General features: G+C 51.5%; 15 protein-coding genes. 11 read left to right on the forward strand and 4 right to left on the reverse strand.

Going from position 1 to position 17429, the window contains the following annotated elements:
* Nucleotides 1–41: 41 nt before the first annotated feature.
* Nucleotides 42–3233, reverse strand: coding sequence for a transglycosylase domain-containing protein (locus WKI47_RS10715; protein WP_340227121.1), 3192 nt, complete (start codon nt 3231–3233; stop codon nt 42–44).
* Nucleotides 3234–3453: 220 nt separating this feature from the next.
* Nucleotides 3454–4053 carry a 30S ribosomal protein S4 gene (rpsD, locus tag WKI47_RS10720; RefSeq protein ID WP_037289653.1) on the reverse strand — a complete coding sequence of 200 codons (600 nt, stop codon included), beginning with the start codon at nt 4051–4053 and terminating at the stop codon, nt 3454–3456.
* A 535-nt stretch (nt 4054–4588) separates the two neighbouring features.
* Between rpsD and WKI47_RS10725 the strand changes: the two genes are divergently transcribed.
* From WKI47_RS10725 to WKI47_RS10740, 4 genes are all read left to right on the forward strand, one after another.
* Complete coding sequence (locus tag WKI47_RS10725) at nt 4589–6574, forward strand: sensor domain-containing diguanylate cyclase (protein WP_340227122.1); 1986 nt, start codon at nt 4589–4591, stop codon at nt 6572–6574.
* Nucleotides 6575–6799: 225 nt separating this feature from the next.
* Nucleotides 6800–7915, forward strand: coding sequence for an aminopeptidase (locus tag WKI47_RS10730; RefSeq protein WP_340227123.1), 1116 nt, complete (start codon nt 6800–6802; stop codon nt 7913–7915).
* Nucleotides 7916–8036: 121 nt separating this feature from the next.
* Nucleotides 8037–8282 (forward strand): HPr family phosphocarrier protein, encoded by a 246-nt coding sequence (locus WKI47_RS10735; RefSeq protein ID WP_340227124.1) that lies wholly within the window; start codon nt 8037–8039, stop codon nt 8280–8282.
* A gap of 272 nt (nt 8283–8554) precedes the next feature.
* Nucleotides 8555–8842, forward strand: coding sequence for a YlaN family protein (locus tag WKI47_RS10740; RefSeq protein WP_037289645.1), 288 nt, complete (start codon nt 8555–8557; stop codon nt 8840–8842).
* 101 nt (nt 8843–8943) lie between these two features.
* Here WKI47_RS10740 and cax read toward each other — a convergent pair whose 3' ends face one another.
* Nucleotides 8944–10113 (reverse strand): calcium/proton exchanger, encoded by a 1170-nt coding sequence (cax, locus tag WKI47_RS10745; RefSeq protein WP_340227125.1) that lies wholly within the window; start codon nt 10111–10113, stop codon nt 8944–8946.
* Between the two features lie 193 nt (nt 10114–10306).
* On the opposite strand from cax, the gene WKI47_RS10750 reads away from it, so the two are divergent.
* Nucleotides 10307–10693 (forward strand): Asp23/Gls24 family envelope stress response protein, encoded by a 387-nt coding sequence (locus tag WKI47_RS10750; RefSeq protein WP_340227126.1) that lies wholly within the window; start codon nt 10307–10309, stop codon nt 10691–10693.
* Between the two features lie 138 nt (nt 10694–10831).
* On the opposite strand, the gene ftsW is transcribed toward WKI47_RS10750, so the two are convergent.
* Nucleotides 10832–12118, reverse strand: a complete 1287-nt coding sequence (gene ftsW, locus WKI47_RS10755; protein ID WP_340227127.1) for a putative lipid II flippase FtsW — start codon at nt 12116–12118, stop codon at nt 10832–10834.
* 236 nt (nt 12119–12354) lie between these two features.
* On the opposite strand from ftsW, the gene WKI47_RS10760 reads away from it, so the two are divergent.
* The 6 genes from WKI47_RS10760 (at nt 12355) to WKI47_RS10785 (ending at nt 17217) form a co-directional block, all read left to right on the forward strand.
* Nucleotides 12355–13533 (forward strand): M20 family metallopeptidase, encoded by a 1179-nt coding sequence (locus WKI47_RS10760; protein WP_340227128.1) that lies wholly within the window; start codon nt 12355–12357, stop codon nt 13531–13533.
* Between the two features lie 150 nt (nt 13534–13683).
* Nucleotides 13684–14121: a YlbF family regulator gene (locus WKI47_RS10765; protein WP_340227129.1), complete on the forward strand. Its 438-nt coding sequence runs from the start codon at nt 13684–13686 to the stop codon at nt 14119–14121.
* A 40-nt stretch (nt 14122–14161) separates the two neighbouring features.
* On the forward strand, nt 14162–14446 hold the full coding sequence (locus WKI47_RS10770; protein WP_340227130.1) for a YlbG family protein: 285 nt from the start codon (nt 14162–14164) through the stop codon (nt 14444–14446).
* A gap of 374 nt (nt 14447–14820) precedes the next feature.
* Nucleotides 14821–15258: a hypothetical protein gene (locus WKI47_RS10775; protein WP_340227131.1), complete on the forward strand. Its 438-nt coding sequence runs from the start codon at nt 14821–14823 to the stop codon at nt 15256–15258.
* Nucleotides 15259–15374: 116 nt separating this feature from the next.
* Nucleotides 15375–16301: a selenium metabolism-associated LysR family transcriptional regulator gene (locus WKI47_RS10780; protein ID WP_340227132.1), complete on the forward strand. Its 927-nt coding sequence runs from the start codon at nt 15375–15377 to the stop codon at nt 16299–16301.
* A gap of 1 nt (nt 16302) precedes the next feature.
* Nucleotides 16303–17217, forward strand: coding sequence for a PHP domain-containing protein (locus WKI47_RS10785; protein WP_340227133.1), 915 nt, complete (start codon nt 16303–16305; stop codon nt 17215–17217).
* Nucleotides 17218–17429 lie beyond the last annotated feature (212 nt).

Consider the following 17429-nt stretch of genomic DNA (forward strand, 5'->3'; position numbering starts at 1 on the left):
GGAAAAGAAAAGTGCCGATCCTTTTTCCAGCGCGATGACTCTTATTGGCTTGCCGAGTGCAAAGTCTGCGACTGCGGCGATTCACCGGCTTCGTTGGAAGCCGAGATTTTGAAGAAAGCTTCAAACGGTGCTTGAGCCGTGTACGTAAACGAAGCCGAAGCAGAAGTTCCGATTGCCGTGAATGGACCGTCGGCTGCCGCGCTGTAATAAATCGTGTAAGACGTAGCGCCTTCCGAGGCTTTCCAGCTTAACTGAACACCGGAAGCCGAAGCGCTGCCCTGAGGTTGCTCAGGAGCTACCGGAGCCGTCACGGCGGCCGGAGGCGTTTCTTCAACCGGGGTTTCGACAGGCGGCTCGGGCTGTTCGCTGCTTCCGCCGCCAAGTTCGCCGATCGGTTGTCCTTCTTCCTGATCCGTCGCCTCGCTGTCTGCCGCCGGATCTTCTACAGGTTCGTTCGGAACTACGGTTCCTTCGACAACCGGTTGATCTTCAGGCACCTCCGTATTTTCGTTCGTTGAAGGCGGAGGACTGTATACGGCTCCTACCGTTCGGCTCGGGGCCGATTCATTGCCGGCTACATCGACGGCGACCACGTAATGAATCGCGGAGCTTGGAGAGATCTGGAATTGCAAGAAATCTCCGGTTCGAACGGCTCCGGCGTATTGGAATGAGCCGCCGCCGTCCCACGAACTATACAGGCGATAACCGACAACGTCGCTTTCCCAATTGGCCGTGAACGCGATCGCCGTTCCGGCGTTGTTCATCCACACATTGACCGGAGCGGAAGGGGCAGAGCCGTCGTCATTGCGCGGATCGACTTCCTTTGGCATGTCGACACCCGCATCGGCTGGAATATAGTAATCCAGCGGTTGGGCATTGCTCATTTTGGACAAAGCGTTTTTGAGTTCGATAATCAATTCGTTGATCGGTTTCTCGCGGTTAACCGTTACTTTCTGCAAAACCATATCGTCCGGCGTTTCCGGGTGAGGGACATAGTTAACGCCGTTATAGACGATGTATTTGGCATTGACGAGACCGTCGTCGTAATCGGTCGGCACATATTTTTCATTAAAAATATCCGTGACGAGCTTGCCCGATTGAACCGTTAGTTCCGTTGGCAATTTGCCGCTGAATCCTGAAACGGTCTTGGTTACAATGCCTTCCGGCTCTGTAAACGTCTTGGTTGGGAACAACTCCGGACGCGAGGCCGTCAATTCGTTCATGATCGTCGCCCATAGTATACGTGCGCGCCCTTTGTCGTCATTCATCGTGTTCACCGGCTCATTGTAGCCAGCCCAGACGCCAAGTGTCACATCGGGCGTAAAGCCCATGAACCATACATCGCCGTAATCTTGGGTCGAACCTGTTTTGCCCGCTACAGCAATGTTCCCGTATTGATTAAACATTTGGGGGATACTGCTGCCGCGTGCATTACCTGTTCCGTCGCTGACTACGCTTTCCAGCATGTCGGTCATCAGGTAAGCGGTTTGTTCAGAAAATACTCGACTTGGATTCACTTGGTGTTTGTACACGATATTGCCTTTGGAATCTACGATCTTCTCAATCATATAAGTCTCGTTGAATTCGCCGCCGTTGCCAATGGAGGCGTAGGCACCTGTCAATTCCTTGACGGTTACGCCTTGGCTCATACCGCCGAGCACGCCGGTTTGCGCTTTGTAGTCGGTATCGGTAATCGTCGTGATGCCTAGTTTTTTGGCGAATGCCCAGGCTTTATCGATCCCGACTTTCTCGTTGAACAGCTTGAGCGCCGGAATATTCAACGATTGGTTGAGCGCGTAACGCGCGGTGACCAGTCCTTGATAACGCCCGTTGGCGTTTTTCGGGATATGGTACGTCGATCCGGTCTGCAAAATGATCGGCGCGTCGTCCACGACCCCCGCCGGTTGAATCAGTCCGCTATCCAGCGCAGGCAAATAAGCGGCAATCGGCTTCATCGTCGAACCCGGTTGGCGTTTCATCTGAGTGGACAGGTTCATCTCCAGCGTGCTGAAGCTGCGTCCTTCGATCATGCCGATGACCGCGCCCGTTTTTTGATCAACCAGGCTTGCGGCGAGCTGCTGAGGCAATCCGCCTGGATCGGCTGCGCCGAAATTGGACGGGTTTTCCGCCACACTGCGCATCGTTTTGTAGATATCCCGGTCGATCGTCGTATATACGCGATAACCGCCGGTCAACAGCATTTGATTGGCGGCTTCATAGGAAGAAGTGCCTTCGCTGGACGTTTCATCACCGCTTGGATTTTGCAACGTCATAATGATCTTGGTCGCTTCGCGTTCGACTTCCGCCATCAGATACGGATAAGTCGCATACGCTTTCGGAGTTTGACCGGCCAAAGAGCTTTGCAGATCGAACTCCAGTGCTTCATCATGCTCGCTTTGCGTGATTTTGCCGTCCTCCAGCATATTTTCCAAAACGCGATGCTGGCGGCTGACCGCATTTTTGAAGCCTTTTTCATTAAACTTACCCTGGCTATCAAAAGCGGAATACGTAGTTGGAAGCTGAGGAAGTCCTGACAGGTAAGCCGCTTGGGCCAGATTAAGCTGCGAGGGATCACTCAAGCCAAAGATGCCTTTGGCTGCTGCTTTCACGCCAAACAGGTTGTAGCCTGCGGAGCCTTTGCCAAACGGCATTTTATTCAGATAAGCCGTCATAATCTCTTCCTTGGACAAGAACCTTTCCATACGCAGAGACAGTAGAATTTCCTTGATCTTTCGATCATTGGTCTTATCCAGACTTAAGAATACCCGGCGCGCAAGCTGTTGGGTGAGCGTACTGCCGCCGGTCTGTACCGGTTCGTTGAGCAGCTTCTGCTTAACGGCGCGAAGCGTACCCTTGGTATCAATGCCGGGATGCTCGTAAAAGCTTTTGTCTTCGATCGAAACCAGTGCATCAATGACGCTTTTTGGAATCTGGTCGTAAACGACCGGCCTGCGATCTTCGTCAGTACGAAGTTGACCGATCGGGGAGCTGTCCCGAAAATAAGCGAAGCCCGTAATCGCGTTCTCATCGATGGCCTGTTCAATAGATGCTCGAGTGCGCACCGGCTCGTCTTTGAGTATAGAGGTGATATACCCCGTTGCCGCGCCTCCTCCGAAAAGAACCGCTGCAAAACCGAGAATAATGACCCATTTAAAGAAGGTCAGCGTTTTGCGGAAAAAAGATCTTTTCTTGACGGGAGGTTTACTTTTGGGCTTTTTGTTCTCATCAGCCATTGGCGTATCTTCCTCCTTTTGGACAGGGCTTATTATAGCACAAAAACAAGAAAAACAGCATATGAAATGGGGAGGAGGGCCTAAGAAGGAGGGATTTATGCAGACCGGGAAAAAAAACGCCGGAAAAGAAGCGGGTAGCTTGCCCAAGTTACATGCAAAGCTACCGGATATAAAAAATACCCGCAAGCACGAAGCTTGCGGGTATTTAGAGGACTTGCGATTAACGGTTGTAGAATTCGACGATTTGCTTTTCATCGATTTCTTGCGACAATTCTGCGCGCTCAGGCAAACGAAGGTATTTACCTTCCAGAGCCGCTTCATTGTACTCAACATAACCTGGTACGTGATTGCGGTTTTCCAGAGCTTCTTTGATCGAAGACAGGCCACGGCTTTTTTCACGAAGACCGATTACGTCGCCAAGGCTTACAGCGTAAGAAGCGATATCGACTTTTTTACCGTTAACCGTTACGTGACCGTGAGCAACCAACTGACGCGCGCCTGCGCGGGAGTTAGCGAAGCCCAGACGGTAAACGAGGTTGTCCAGACGGCTTTCCAGCAGGAACATGAAGTTCTCGCCGGCGATACCTTGCATTTTTTGCGCTTTTGCGAACAGTGTGCGGAATTGCTTCTCGCCCAGACCGTACATGTGGCGCAGCTTTTGCTTTTCTTGAAGCTGCATGCCGTAGTTGCTTTGTTTTCTGCGTTGGTTAGCGCCGTGTTGACCCGGAGGGAAGTTGCGCTTGAGATCTTTGCCGTTACCGCTCAGGGAAATACCGAGGCGGCGGCTGAGTTTGAATTTAGGACCTGTATAACGTGCCATATTGGAAAAACTCCTTTGTCATGTGTAATGACCGGGGAAGCGTGTGCGCCGTATTTTGTTTCGCGTACGCAGGCCGGAGACGCTTCTCTATCTTATAGAAGAAACGAATCAGCGTACTCATATCGGGAGAGTTCAGCCGCTGTCCCGATAGCAACAAAACGCGTGAGGGTGACGCACCGTTACACCCGGATACGTAGGTATCCGGCGTTCATACATCGTTAAATTTTATAGGATAAACAAGAAGGAGTCAAGACTAAAAAGAAAAGAAAAATCTAATGAATGAAAGAATAACCGTCTTGAGCCGAAAGGCCCAATAAAGAGTAGAAATAGTGAAAAATAAGATGCAAAACTGGGGCGAAAAGAGTAATATAGGAAGGAGGTATTTTTACTAATATTCCAGCCCGGCTTTTGCAGCTTCCTTTTTTGCAAAAAACCGGGCTTTGCACTAGGGGGTGTTTTCAAATTTCGAAAGAAAGCCGATTTGAAAATATCCTCCTATGCCAGTAGGTATTGTTTTCGGCAAAGGAGAGAAGTTATGTCCGAACGCACAGGGAAGAACCCCGTGGAAGAAATTCGGCGCGATGAAATCGGTGAAGCGTTGTTTCCTGTCATTTCCCGCGAAGATCCATCTTTCTGGATTCAGTCGGTAGACATCGGCACAGCCGATTTTCCTTATATAGAAGCTTTGCTTCGAGAAAGCTTTGCAGATTGGCAGGAGCAGAATGCCGGATTTTTGCGGGACCCTCAGGTGGAATGGTTTTTATTTAGCCATGAAGGGGAAGCCGCGGCCGGCGATCCGAATTTGATTCTCCAGTTGAAAAAAGAACCCCGGCATGCCGGATGGATGTCCCTTGCGCGCCGAGAATCGGTCGCGGTTCCGCCGGAACATCATGAAAGTGAGTATTTACGAGGCCGTGCGACATTGGCAGTTCCGATCTTCACGCGAAGCGGCGGAGATGTATTCGCTGTGCTAGGTTGCTCGGTTCCGGAAGCCGAAGCAGCCAGTATGTTGCGTCTTGTCGAGATGGGTGGCGCTCATTTTCGTACCTGCTTTTATCAGCGGCTGGAGTATTCGTTTATTCATGACACGTTGTACACCAAACAAGCCGGAGCAACGGCGCTGAGCGGCGATTCGGCGTTGTTCCGGATGGTTCGGCGACTCTATGACAAATTTAACGTCGACGGTGTGCTGGAAGAACTTCTTCGCATCGTGCTTGTGCTGCATCCGTCTGCGCGCTGCCAGCTGTTGATGACGCAGGATTATCAGAGCACGAATCCCCAATTGAAGGCCTTTTTATTGGATCAGCGAAAAAGGGACATCTGTACCACTGCATTTATGCGAGGAAGTGTCGAGGTCGAACGTATTCCCGATCTTGGGCATCCGGAGAGAATCGAGGTTGCGCTTCCGCTTGCGGGACATCAGGGCGTATATGGAGTGTTCCATTTCATTCTCGATCTGCCGCCTGAGCGAATGGATACCCGTTTGCTCGGCATGGTCGCGGATACGGCAGGCAAAGCTTTCGAGAATGCCAAACTGTACGAGCAATCCAATCTGTTGATTCGCGAACTGCTGCTGATCAACGAGCTGACCAAGCGCTTGAATCAGAATTTGCAGCTCAGCGACGTGTTTTCTTTTGCGATCCAGGAATTGGTCGGTATCTTCCGCGCCGATTATTGCTGCATTGTCAAAGACAATCCGGAAGAGCAGCGTTTCGATGTGATGGCGTGCAGCTTGCCGGATCTTGAAGGCGCATCGTTCAGCCGCGACTACGGATTCGGGGGACAGGTGCTGCATACGCAGGAACCGCTGATTGTTTCGGATTATCTGGAATCTTCCGTCGCTTCGCGATTCATGGAGTTGGCGGAAGCCCGTTCCATGATTGCCGCGCCGCTGATTTCGAACGGCAAGACCATGGGGGCCGTGCTGCTGGCTCAACGGGAGCATCATTACTTCTCTTACGAAAACTTTAAACTGCTGCAAATGTTGTCGACGCATATCGGGTTGGCCGTGGGCAACGCGACGCTGCACGCCGAGCTTCAACGCATGGCCAATCGCGACACGCTGACCGGGCTGCATGTACGGCGCCATCTGGACGAGCGTATCCATGCCCATCAGCTCGAAGGTTCCAAAGGCGCGCTGCTGGTCATCGATATCGATCGCTTCAAACAGGTCAACGATACGTACGGCCACCAGATCGGGGATTCTATTTTACAGCAAATCAGCGGCATTATGAAAAGCTCGATACGCATGACCGATGTATCCGCACGTTGGGGCGGCGAGGAGCTGGCGATCTATTTCCCGGAAACGACATTGGCAGAAGCGCTTCTGGTAGCTGAGCGTATCCGCAGCCTCGTGGAAGAGGACACACAACCTTCGGTTACTGTCTCTTGCGGGGTAGCGGAATGGTCGCAGGATAACGCGAACATCAGTGTGGAATCATTGTTTTACCGGGCGGATATGGCGTTGTACCAAGCCAAGCATAGCGGTCGGAATCGAATTCATACGGCATTGGCCGAGTGATTCAGCCCATGAATGCAAGTTCTCCATGCAAATAAGACGTTCCGATGCGGCTGGACAGCCGGGCGGAACGTCTTTTCTGTATCGGAACCGCAACGAATCATGACTTCAAGCGGGGGAAGTGCTACAATGGTAAAGCCATCGGCGGTGCTTTTTGTTGACCGTCGTTCAATTTAAGCGGGATTCCGATCCAGAGACCGGAACCTGTTCGTGGAGGGAACAGATAGAATGCGTGATCCTAGAGTACAGAAGTTAGCCAAAACACTGGCGGGTTATTCCGTGAACGTACAGCCGGGCGAGAACGTTCTGGTTGAAATGATTGGACCTGAGCGCGACCTGCTTCAGGCTGTTGTGGAAGAAATCGCGGCGCTGGGCGGCAATCCGTTCGTGCTGCTGACCGATAAGATGGTGCAACGCACGATGCTGATGAATGCGACAGAAGACATGATTCGGACCTGGGCGGAAACGGACCTGAATCGCATGAAGCAAATGCAAGGCTACATCGGCATTCGTTCGGGCGAGAACGTGAACGAACTGGCGGATGTTCCTGAAGAAAAGATGAAGATGTACAATTCGCTCTACAACCATCCGGTACATAGCGAACAGCGCGTCAAGCGTACGAAGTGGGTCGTCATGCGTTACCCTAGTCCAAGCATGGCGCAGCTGGCGAATATGAGCACGCAAGCTTTTGAAGATTTCTACTTCGACGTTTGCAATCTTGATTATGCGAAAATGGATCGTGCGCAGGATTCCCTTCAAGCGCTGATGAACCAAACATCGAAGGTTCGCATCGTGAGCCCAGGCACGGATTTGTCGTTCTCGATCGAAAATATTCCAGCGATCAAGTGCTCGGGCACGGCTAATATTCCGGATGGTGAAGTATATACGGCGCCTGTGCGAGATTCCGTGAATGGCACCATCGCCTATAACGCAGCCAGCGTCTATAACGGCATTACTTTTGAAAATGTAACGTTCCGTTTTGAAAACGGCAAGATCGTGGAAGCTACATCCAACGATACGGAAAAGCTCAATAAAATTCTCGATTCGGACGAAGGCGCTCGCCATATCGGCGAATTCGCGATCGGGTTCAATCCGTATATCTTGACGCCGATGAAGGATACGTTGTTCGATGAAAAAATCGCAGGCAGCCTGCATTTCACGCCGGGTCAGGCTTACGAGATCGCGGATAACGGCAACCGTTCTTCGATCCACTGGGATCTTGTGCTGATTCAACGCCCCGAGTACGGCGGCGGAGAGATTTATTTCGACGACAGACTGATTCGCAAAGACGGAATTTTCGTTGTTCCTGAACTGGAATGTCTGAATCCAGAAAACTTGAAATAATTTTTAAATCACGCAAAAGGTTTCAGAAACGCGGAAAACGGTTGATAAGAAAGCGGATACAAGTTATCATGGAACATGTGAGCACCAGTTATCATTTTGAGACTCAGACGGAGGGATAATAATGGCTAAAAACAATGCAGCGGTTGTTGAAATCGCTCAAACTGCGTCCCGCTACTCTTCTTCGATCGTTCTTCAATCCGAAAACAAATACATCGACGTCAAGAGCATCCTCGGATTGTTCACGACGTTGGTAAGCAGCCAACAGTATGAGCTGCATGTAATCGGTCCGGACGCCGAAGCGGCAAAAGCGGCTATGGTTGAAGTGTTCGAAAAACACGATCTGAACGTCGTGATCGCGCCCGAATAAGCGAAAAACGAGTTCTAAGCCCGTACGGCGACCATTTACGAAAAAGCTGGCAGGTCCGGCGAATCTTTGCTGAAAAGCGACGGATTCGATCCGAATCAGGCGGGCTTGGTCGTTGCGATCGGCGTACCGAGCACCTCCCGTTGCGAAACGGGACGGTGCTTTTGCTCGTGCGCGTTTACATTTTGTTAGCTGGTTCTTGTATTACCCTTCAAATTCGTCTAATATTAGATTAGAAACGCCGGCCACACTTTCGGGCATAGGGGGGAGAAAATATGACTTCATCTGATGTGCAAGAGCAGTTTCAAATCAAGGCAGCCAATCTTCTTCAGGAAGATGCAGATAAAATCGAGAAATTGATAGAAGTACAGATGGAGAATCTGGCGACCCGCTACTGTCCTCTCTATGAGGAAGTGCTGGATACGCAAATGTACGGTTTTTCCAGACAGGTTGATTTTGCAATCCGTGCAGGCCTCGTCGGCGAGTCGGAAGGCAAGCAGATCGTGAGCAAGCTGGAACGCAATTTGGCGGTTCTCTACGAAGCCCTGAACAACAAGGAATAGCGAATAGATCGTTGCTTCTTTCGGACTTCGACATAACAAAAGCGCGCAGGAGACTATACTCCATACGCGCTTTTTTTTGTATCTGTTTTTGCAGATCGAATTCAACGAACCATGAAGAACGAGACGCCGAGAATGATGTAGACGGCGATCAACAGCAGACCTTCATACCAGTTGGTCTCCCCGTCCTGAATAATCGACTTGGCCACAAATACGGATACAGCGATAGCGACGATCTCGATGGTTGAAAATACAATATCCATTGTCCCGCTCAGGCCACCCATGAAAAAGCTGACGAAAATCAGCACGGGGGCGACAAACAACGAGATTTGCAAGCTGCTGCCCACGGCAATTTCGACGGAAGCGCCGATTTTATTTTTCATAGCCAACATGATTGCAGCACTGTGTTCGGCGGCATTGCCGACGATCGCGACAACGAAGGCTCCGACAAACAGCTCGCTGAGTCCGAATTGAGTCGTGAACGTCTCCAGCGTGCCGACCAACCATTCGCTGACAAAGGCAACCATGACGGTAGCGATCACGAGATAAAGGATCGAGCGGCCTTTTGACCAGGCAGGAGCATGTTCGTCGTGGGCAGCCGTCGCAGTCTCCGCTGGAGGCGTTTGCCCATTGCCGGGCGCTACTATCGAGGAAGACGTTGTCGCATTGTGTGACGCTGTCGCGCCTACCGCGGAAGCTTCGACGGGATCAGCCAAATAGTCTTTGTGCGTAATCATCGAGAAAACGAGCCACGCAATATAAGCGACGATCAGAATCCCGGCAACGATCAGGCTGAGGGTGTCGATCTGCAAGCCTTCGATAGAGTGCGTGTTCAGGAAGACGGCGGGAACGAATAAAGCAATGACGGCGACAATCATCAGCGAACCGTTCATTCCGGCAAGAGGAACGTTGAATTTTTGTACCTTGAACTTCAGTCCGCCGGCAAACAAGCTCAGACCGAGCACCAGCAGCAGGTTGCCGATAATCGACCCGGTCAAGCTGGCCTTCACCATATCGAACAATCCTTCTTTAACCAACAGAATCGCAATGATCAGTTCGGCTGCGTTACCGAACGTGGCATTGAGAAAGCCGCCTAAGCGCTGCCCGGCGTAATGGGCTACGCTTTCGGTCGCTTTGCCGAGAAAACCGGCTACGAAGATGACCGAGATCGCGGAGAGCGCGAACTCCAGCGTTGGGTTCCAATGGAGCAGATGTCCCGCTGCGCTCAATGCAAAAGTCAGAATAAGCAGGATGGGAGAAAGCATTTTTTTCATAAGGTCAGGCCTCCGTCAATAAAATCGTACTTGCTATGTAAAAGTCAATATAACAGGTCCATTCCAAATATACGTCATTTTCATGGCTTATGAAACGATTTACAGACGACAAAGTGAAAAATGTCAAAAACGGCATTTGCGCTGTGAGGGGGTTAGCCCTTAAACTAGAGGTATGAAGTAAGGAGGGATGGTCATGTCTGAACAATTGCAATTGGACAATGGAAATGTACGAATCGCGAATGATGTTGTAGCTAAAATTGCGGGGATGGCTGCACTGGAGACCCCAGGGATCGCTGCGATGTCCGGCGGCTTATCGGAAGGCTGGGCGAAGCGTCTAAGCGGCAAAAACGTGCAGAAGGGCGTGACCGTCGAAGTCGGCCAGTTGGAAACGGCGGTTGACCTGCGTATCATCGTTTTATATGAAACGCCGATTCATGAAGTCTGTCGCATGCTTCAGCAGAATGTTCGTGAAGCCGTAGAAAATATGACTGGACTGAAAGTCGTCGAAGTGAATGTCAAAGTCGAAGGCGTTGCTTTCAAGGACGATATTTCGATCGAAGAGCCTTCGCGTATCCGCTAGGCAGCAGATCAAGTCGGGCCTCAATCGGTGTTCAACGCAAAAAAAGGTTCTCCCGGATGTGATCGGGGAGAACCTTTTTGTTTGGATTCGCAGAAACGGTACAAGCGATCGTACGCATTGCTCGCGGTGAGCATCTGATTACCGGGAACGGTATAAAGCGGGACGACGTTCCGGCACGCTTACCGTTTCCGTCGATTCTTGCTTGATCGACGGACTTGCCTTTTTCGAATCGCGAGAGATGCTGAGCAGAATACCCATGCTGAACAAGGTGATGAGCAGGGACGTGCCGCCTGCACTGATGAAAGGCAACGTTACGCCCGTGAGCGGAATCGTGTTTGTGACACCGCCGATATTGATAAAAGCCTGAATTCCGATCAAGCCAACGATGCCGACTCCGGTCAACGTTCCGAAAATATCCGGGCAGCGTAGCGAAACAAGAAGTCCTCTCCACAGGAAGTACAGGTATAGAAGCAAAAATGCCGCTGTGCCCAAAAATCCGAATTCTTCGCCGATGATCGCGAAAATAAAGTCGTTATGCGGATTGGACAGATACGAAAGTTTCTGAATACTTTGACCGTAACCTGCGCCTGTCGCGCCGCCTTCGCCGATCGCGATCAGCGAGTTCAGCAGGTTTTGGGTAGAGCCTTTCGGATCGGAGAACGGATTGAGATACGCTTGAATCCGATCGACCCGGTAACTGGAACTAGCGCTGGCTTCATCGGCACTTTTCGGCGTAAGCAGCGTTTTAGCTCCCAGAAACAAACTTAGCATGATCGCTACGATCATCATCGAGCCTAAAATATGTTTCATGCTCGCCCCGCCTGCATAGATTACGAGTAAGCAGGCCAGTACCAAAATCATGCAGGAGCCGAAATCGGGTTGAAGCATGACCAATCCGGCGACGACGGACACGATCACCATCACGGGCATGAAGCCGGATTTTAAATCGCGGAACCGTTCTCCTTTTTTGGAAATCAGCGCAGCCAGATACAGGATTGTGGTAATCTTCGCCAGTTCGGTCGGTTGGAAACTGAACAGGCTGCCTACTTTGATCCAACTGTGAGCGCCGTTTACCGGAGACATGAACAGCACGACGATAAGCATCGCAAAAGTGACAAAAAACATAGGCACGAACAATTTTTTGTACCGTTTGTACGGAATCATCATCGTGACCAGCATTACGAAAATACCTAATACGGCGTACTGAAGTTGAGGCAATGCGAAATACAAAGGATCATATTCGAATTTTTTTCCAAGCAACGTAAAACTCGAACTGGCGCTAAATACCATCAACAGACCAAAACCGGTTAGAATCAACGTCAGAATCAATAATTGAAAATCGGGCGGAGCTTTGGTTGGCCTGGCTTTCGTTTTGACGCCTGAGCGGCCTGTCTGACTGCTTTTGTTGGTTCTAATTGTGCTCATGTAAGTTCAATCCTTCGGCGGCCGCTGCGAAAAGCGCCGTTTATGTGTATGATGCTGTGAATTTCCGTCTAGAACTTCACCTTTCATCATAATCGCTTTGAAACCGGGGTGCAAGACCTGCCATAACGGTGGGCGACGCTTTTATTTTTTGCTACAATGACGAAAAGGCGTATCAAGCAAGCGTTTAGCAATGAAAGACAAGCGGGCGACAAGCCGAACTGAAAGGACCTGAAACAATGAATGAAACAGTGGAACGCAGATTTGCGGACATGGTGGAATGGCGGAGGCATCTGCATCGACATCCCGAATTGTCCTATAAAGAGCACGAGACGGCGGCTTTTGTCGCGGAAAAACTGGAAAGCTTCGGTATCGAAGTCCGTACCGGCCTGGGCGGGTATGGTTTAATCGGCACGGTGCGCGGAGCGTCGCCCGGTCGAGTTATCGCGTTACGGGCTGATATGGACGCTCTTCCGATCGAGGAAGAAAGCGGAGCGGAATATGCGTCCCGGCGCAAAGGGGTGATGCACGCGTGCGGACATGATGGGCATACGGCGACATTGCTCGAAGTGGCACGTTATTTTGCGGATCGTCGGGAATCGTTGCAAGGAGAAATTCGCTTGCTGTTCCAGGCTTCGGAAGAGGTCTGTCCGGGCGGTGCCAAGCCGATGATCGAAAACGGAGCGCTTGAAGGAGTCGATGCGGTGTACGGCGTACACTTGTGGACTCCGATTCCGCTAGGTACGGTAGCGTCTGTAGCCGGAGCCATGATGGCTTCGACGGACGAGTTTTTCATTGATATCACCGGGCGTGGAGGGCATGGCGGAATGCCGCATGAGACGGTCGACAGTATCGTCGCCGCGTCGGCTCTGGTCATGCAGCTTCAGACGGTCGTCAGCCGCTCGGTTGACCCGTTGCGTCCAGCCGTTTTGAGTATCGGAACGATCAGCGGAGGAACCGCGCAAAACGTGGTGGCGGAGAAAACACGGATTACGGGAACCGTGCGTACTTTTGACGAAAACACGCGCGCTTTGATCCGTCAGCGGATCGAGACGATCAGCAACCATGTCGCGGAAGTCTACGGCGCATCGGCACAGGTGGAATATTTGGTCGGCTATCCTGCGCTGGTCAATCATGCAGAAGAGGCCGAGCGGTTTTTCCGCGTCGCACCGCCGGCGTTACCCGGCTTTAAGATCGAAACGGCCACGCCACTTATGCCTGCCGAAGACTTTGCTTATTATCTGCAAGAGCGGCCAGGGTGCTTCATGCTCGTGGGAGCGGGTAATTCCGAAAAGGGATTCGTTTATCCGCATCATCATCCCCGCTTTGATTTTGACGAGCAGGCGATGATGGCGTCGGCTACGCTGCTGATTGCGATGGCCGAAGCTTCACTTGCAGATAAAAAGCTAGAATCATAGGGAGTATTTCTGACCTCATTGTGGCAGTTCTTCTACCTTCCCCTCTTCTGTTAAAGGCTTACATCCTGCTCGGTGTTGTGCTATGATAATTGTACCTGCCCTTCCCGGGTGGGAACGGGTAGAGTTTCAGCACAGAAGCGGGATGACACAATGAGCGTATCGGAGATTGAAACAGTCGACATGGCCTGTGTGCTCATGAGCGCATATGAATTGGGCGATATGATCAACGGTTCTGTCGAAGTTGCGGATTATTTATATTGGCGCGAAACGATGCAACAGCATCCGGAAGTGCGGCGTCTCATCGGTAAGTTGAACGCCAAAAAAGAATTGTTTGAAGAAACGCAGCGTTTCGGACATTTTCACCCGAATTTCCACGCCGCGAAAGAGGAAGTCGAGCTCGTCGAACGGGAGATGGAGGAGATCGAGGCCGTTTCCCGTTTTAAAGAAGCGGAAAAGGCGCTTGACGACCTGCTCTTTGAAATGTCGGAGACGATCGCCTATTCGGTTTCTTCGAGTATCAAGGTACCGGGGAATGATCCGCTACCCAAAAAGGGTTGCGGAAGCGGCGGTTCCTGCGGCTGCGGCTAAGATGCCGGCCGGTTATTTACAGAAAGAAGGTGCGAGCATCATGGTTCCGGAACGTATCGGTTATATCGTGTGGGTCAACGACCTGAAAGCGGCACGTAATTTGGAGAAATACGGAACGCTTCATTACGTATCGCGCCGGATGCACTACGCCGTCGTTTATCTCAATGCCGACAGGGCAGAAGAAACGGCGAAACATATGCGCAGGCTCTCCTACGTACGCAAAATCGAAAGATCGCATCGGACTGATCTGAAAACAGACTATGGCAGCAAATTGCCGGAGGATGCTTCTGTAGAGCTTCCGGACTCCGAGGCGTTGTCAGGCTGAATTCCGGATTGGCGGAGACAAGCAGAAGAAGCGGCCCAGCTCGGGCCGCTTCTTCTGCACCGTGGGCGAGTGGCAATTGGCTTTTCTTGAATAGCTTGTATAACTTAGAGGCATGATGTAATATATTGGGTATATATACATAGATATAAAGACCTATTATGTTGACTGTGGTTCAAAAAGATTCAATATGGTCAACATAATCGTGCATGGAACGGGTTTGATTTGATGCTGATGAGTCCGGTACTTTTAAGCATCCTCCGATCCATGCACCAAGGCGTACGCACAGTGTATCGATTGTTCAAACAAAGATCGATTCGCAGCTTGTGCAACGGCCATAAAAAAGACCAAGTCGAGTCTCTGGAGAGTGATAAACGGTGCGGGATAAGGCGACGGAACGATGGAGCACTTACGAACCTTTTTTCATCGCTCTCGGTGACAAAAAGGTGGCAGACATCGTCATTACGAATCATGCCAAAAGCCGCTATGGCGATCGGATCGAAAGCGGACAGAAAAGTACGGAGGAGATTACAGCCTGGCTGTGGGAGTGTCTGCAAAACAAGCGAATTCTTCCGTATTATCGCAAGGAAGAAGACGTTTATCTGATCGATGACGATATTGTCGTTGTAGCGGAATTCGGCGAGCTGACAGGCCCTTATCCAGTTGAAGGCGGCCCTCTGCACAAAATGATCGTGGTGACGTTTCTTGGCAAAATGTCGGAGACCATTGAGCTGCGCGATTTGAAGTCGTATTACTCTTGGCTCCGACATTCGCGAAGAATGACGCTGATGAAAAACGGACGCAAAAAAAAGTAGCGAGCGAAACGTGGAACACGGGTGTCGGTCGTACGGGAAATATCCCACAATCGAATAGATAAGCCCGGGCATGAAAATTTCGATTTTCATGCTTTTTTTGTGAGGAGGATGAGGGAATGGCGCTTAATTTTCACCAGCTGCATATTTTTCATACGGTTGCGGAAAAAGGGAGTTTCTCGGCCGCAGCCGCAGCGATGCATATGACGCAGCCGGCAGTTACCATGCAGGTACAGGCTTTGGAAGAGCATTTTGGAACGAAGCTGCTCAACCGGTCGACAAAAAAGATCGAACTGACCGAGTCGGGACGCATGCTGATTCCGTTTGCCAGACGCAGTATCGAGCTGATGCAGGAAACGGATACGGAAATGGCTCGTTTTACGCATAAGTTGGAAGGGCGCCTGCAATTCGGGGCAAGCAACACAATCGGAGAGTATGTATTGCCTCCGCTATTGGTTCCGTTTGGCCGACAGCACCCGGATATCGCAATCTCGCTCAAAGTGATGAATACGACGCAAATTTTGGACGAGATTGCCCGGCATACGTTGAATTTCGGCTTGGTCGAAGCTCCTGTCGCGCATCCGGATATCATCAGCGAATCGGTGATGCAGGACGAACTGCGTTTGATCGTGCCGACCGGACATGCGCTTGCGGAGCGAACGTCGATTACGTTGGAAGAAGCGTCGGCGTACCCTTTCGTGCTGCGTGAAGAAGGCTCGGGCACGCGGCAGGTGATGGAGGAAGAATGGAAGGCCAAAGGCATGGACCCGCGCGCGCTGCAAACGGTGATGGAGCTGGGCAGTACGGGAGCGGTCAAATCGGCGGTCGAAGCGGGTCTAGGCGTTACGATGCTGTCGCCTTCCTCGGTGAAACATGAGCTTGCTTTGGGTCTATTGCATGCGGTTCCTATTGCTGATGCGTCTTTTAAAAGGCAGTTTTATTCGATTCGCTTAAAGTCGACCCTACTTCCAATTGCAGCGGTCGCTTTTTTGAATTTTTTGCGCGAACGCCAGATTGGGGAAGTGTCTAAGGGAGGGAACGAATAAGATGAATCAAAAAAATCAAGTCTCGAAAGATACCCTGCCAGACCGTGCACGATACGACCTGCATATGCACAGTACCGCTTCAGACGGAATGAATACGCCAAAAGAGTTGGTTCGGCTTGCTGCGGAACGTGGATTGAAAGGAATGGCTTTAACCGATCATGATACCGTTGCAGGCGTGCAGGAAGCCGCTGAGGAAGCGGAGCTGGTCGGTTTGGAGTTTGTTCCGGGCATCGAAATCAGCACGCGGGCGGGCGAAAAAGATATCCATGTACTCGGGTATTTCGTGAATCCGGCGGATGGGCTGTTTTTGGAAAGGCTAGCGGGTTTGCGCGGCATACGCGACCAGCGCAATGATCTGATTTTGCAGCGGCTGCGTGAGCTTGGAGTAGACATTACACTGGATGAAGTGAAAGATCGCGGCGGGCGTCCGTTAAAGCCGGGGGAAAGCGTCGGCCGTCCGCATATGGCGGACGTATTGGTGCGCAAAGGCTATGCAGTCGATTTGCGGGATGCTTTTGATCGGTATTTGGCGGAAGGCGCGGCGGCTTACGTGACTCCTCCTCGGATCACTCCGGCGCAAGCCGCGGATTGGATTCGCGAAGCGGGAGGCGTTCCGGTGTTGGCGCATCCGGGATTGTACGGGGATGACGAGCTGGTGCGGGAAGTGATCGAAGCGGCGAAGGTTATCGGGATCGAGGTGCGGCATCCGGATCATGATGCAGCGGGTGAGGAGAGGTATCGGGAGATCGCGAATGAGTACGAGCTGATTACGACGGCAGGGTCGGATTATCATGGGGTGCGGCAAGGAGTCGTTTTTCATGGGGAGTTGGGCGCGTATGTGGTGGGGGAGGGCGTGGTTAACGCTCTTCGTTCCGCTCGTTTTCCTACGGAAAGCCGAAGTCACTCAGATCGTTAACCATGCCCTCTGGGGCGGTAATGGGGAGTGGCTCGCTGCCGGTGGCAGCATCGCTGGATAGGGAGGGCGTGGTTAACGCTCTTCTTCGCATGACCTCTCGTTAGCAGCTCGGTCATCGCGAAAGGTCGAACGCTTTGCACGCGTTCGCGCCGATGGGCGCTTGCGTTCGACTGTAGCTCCGCTCGTTTTCCTACGGAAAGCCGAAGTCACTC

The sequence above is a fragment of the Saccharibacillus sacchari genome (assembly GCF_037722395.1).
Lineage (GTDB): Bacteria > Bacillota > Bacilli > Paenibacillales > Paenibacillaceae > Saccharibacillus > Saccharibacillus sacchari_A.

What these genes read in the sequence shown, in the direction of transcription:
- WKI47_RS10765 (WP_340227129.1), top strand. Translation starts at nt 13,684, where the DNA reads ATGAGCGTATCGGAGATTGAAACAGTCGACATGGCCTGTGTGCTCATG.
- WKI47_RS10760 (WP_340227128.1), top strand. Translation starts at nt 12,355, where the DNA reads ATGAATGAAACAGTGGAACGCAGATTTGCGGACATGGTGGAATGGCGG.
- cax (WP_340227125.1), bottom strand. Translation starts at nt 10,113, where the DNA reads ATGAAAAAAATGCTTTCTCCCATCCTGCTTATTCTGACTTTTGCATTG.
- WKI47_RS10725 (WP_340227122.1), top strand. Translation starts at nt 4,589, where the DNA reads ATGTCCGAACGCACAGGGAAGAACCCCGTGGAAGAAATTCGGCGCGAT.
- WKI47_RS10735 (WP_340227124.1), top strand. Translation starts at nt 8,037, where the DNA reads ATGGCTAAAAACAATGCAGCGGTTGTTGAAATCGCTCAAACTGCGTCC.
- WKI47_RS10750 (WP_340227126.1), top strand. Translation starts at nt 10,307, where the DNA reads ATGTCTGAACAATTGCAATTGGACAATGGAAATGTACGAATCGCGAAT.
- WKI47_RS10780 (WP_340227132.1), top strand. Translation starts at nt 15,375, where the DNA reads ATGGCGCTTAATTTTCACCAGCTGCATATTTTTCATACGGTTGCGGAA.
- WKI47_RS10740 (WP_037289645.1), top strand. Translation starts at nt 8,555, where the DNA reads ATGACTTCATCTGATGTGCAAGAGCAGTTTCAAATCAAGGCAGCCAAT.
- ftsW (WP_340227127.1), bottom strand. Translation starts at nt 12,118, where the DNA reads ATGAGCACAATTAGAACCAACAAAAGCAGTCAGACAGGCCGCTCAGGC.
- WKI47_RS10785 (WP_340227133.1), top strand. Translation starts at nt 16,303, where the DNA reads ATGAATCAAAAAAATCAAGTCTCGAAAGATACCCTGCCAGACCGTGCA.
- WKI47_RS10770 (WP_340227130.1), top strand. Translation starts at nt 14,162, where the DNA reads ATGGTTCCGGAACGTATCGGTTATATCGTGTGGGTCAACGACCTGAAA.
- WKI47_RS10715 (WP_340227121.1), bottom strand. Translation starts at nt 3,233, where the DNA reads ATGGCTGATGAGAACAAAAAGCCCAAAAGTAAACCTCCCGTCAAGAAA.
- rpsD (WP_037289653.1), bottom strand. Translation starts at nt 4,053, where the DNA reads ATGGCACGTTATACAGGTCCTAAATTCAAACTCAGCCGCCGCCTCGGT.
- WKI47_RS10730 (WP_340227123.1), top strand. Translation starts at nt 6,800, where the DNA reads ATGCGTGATCCTAGAGTACAGAAGTTAGCCAAAACACTGGCGGGTTAT.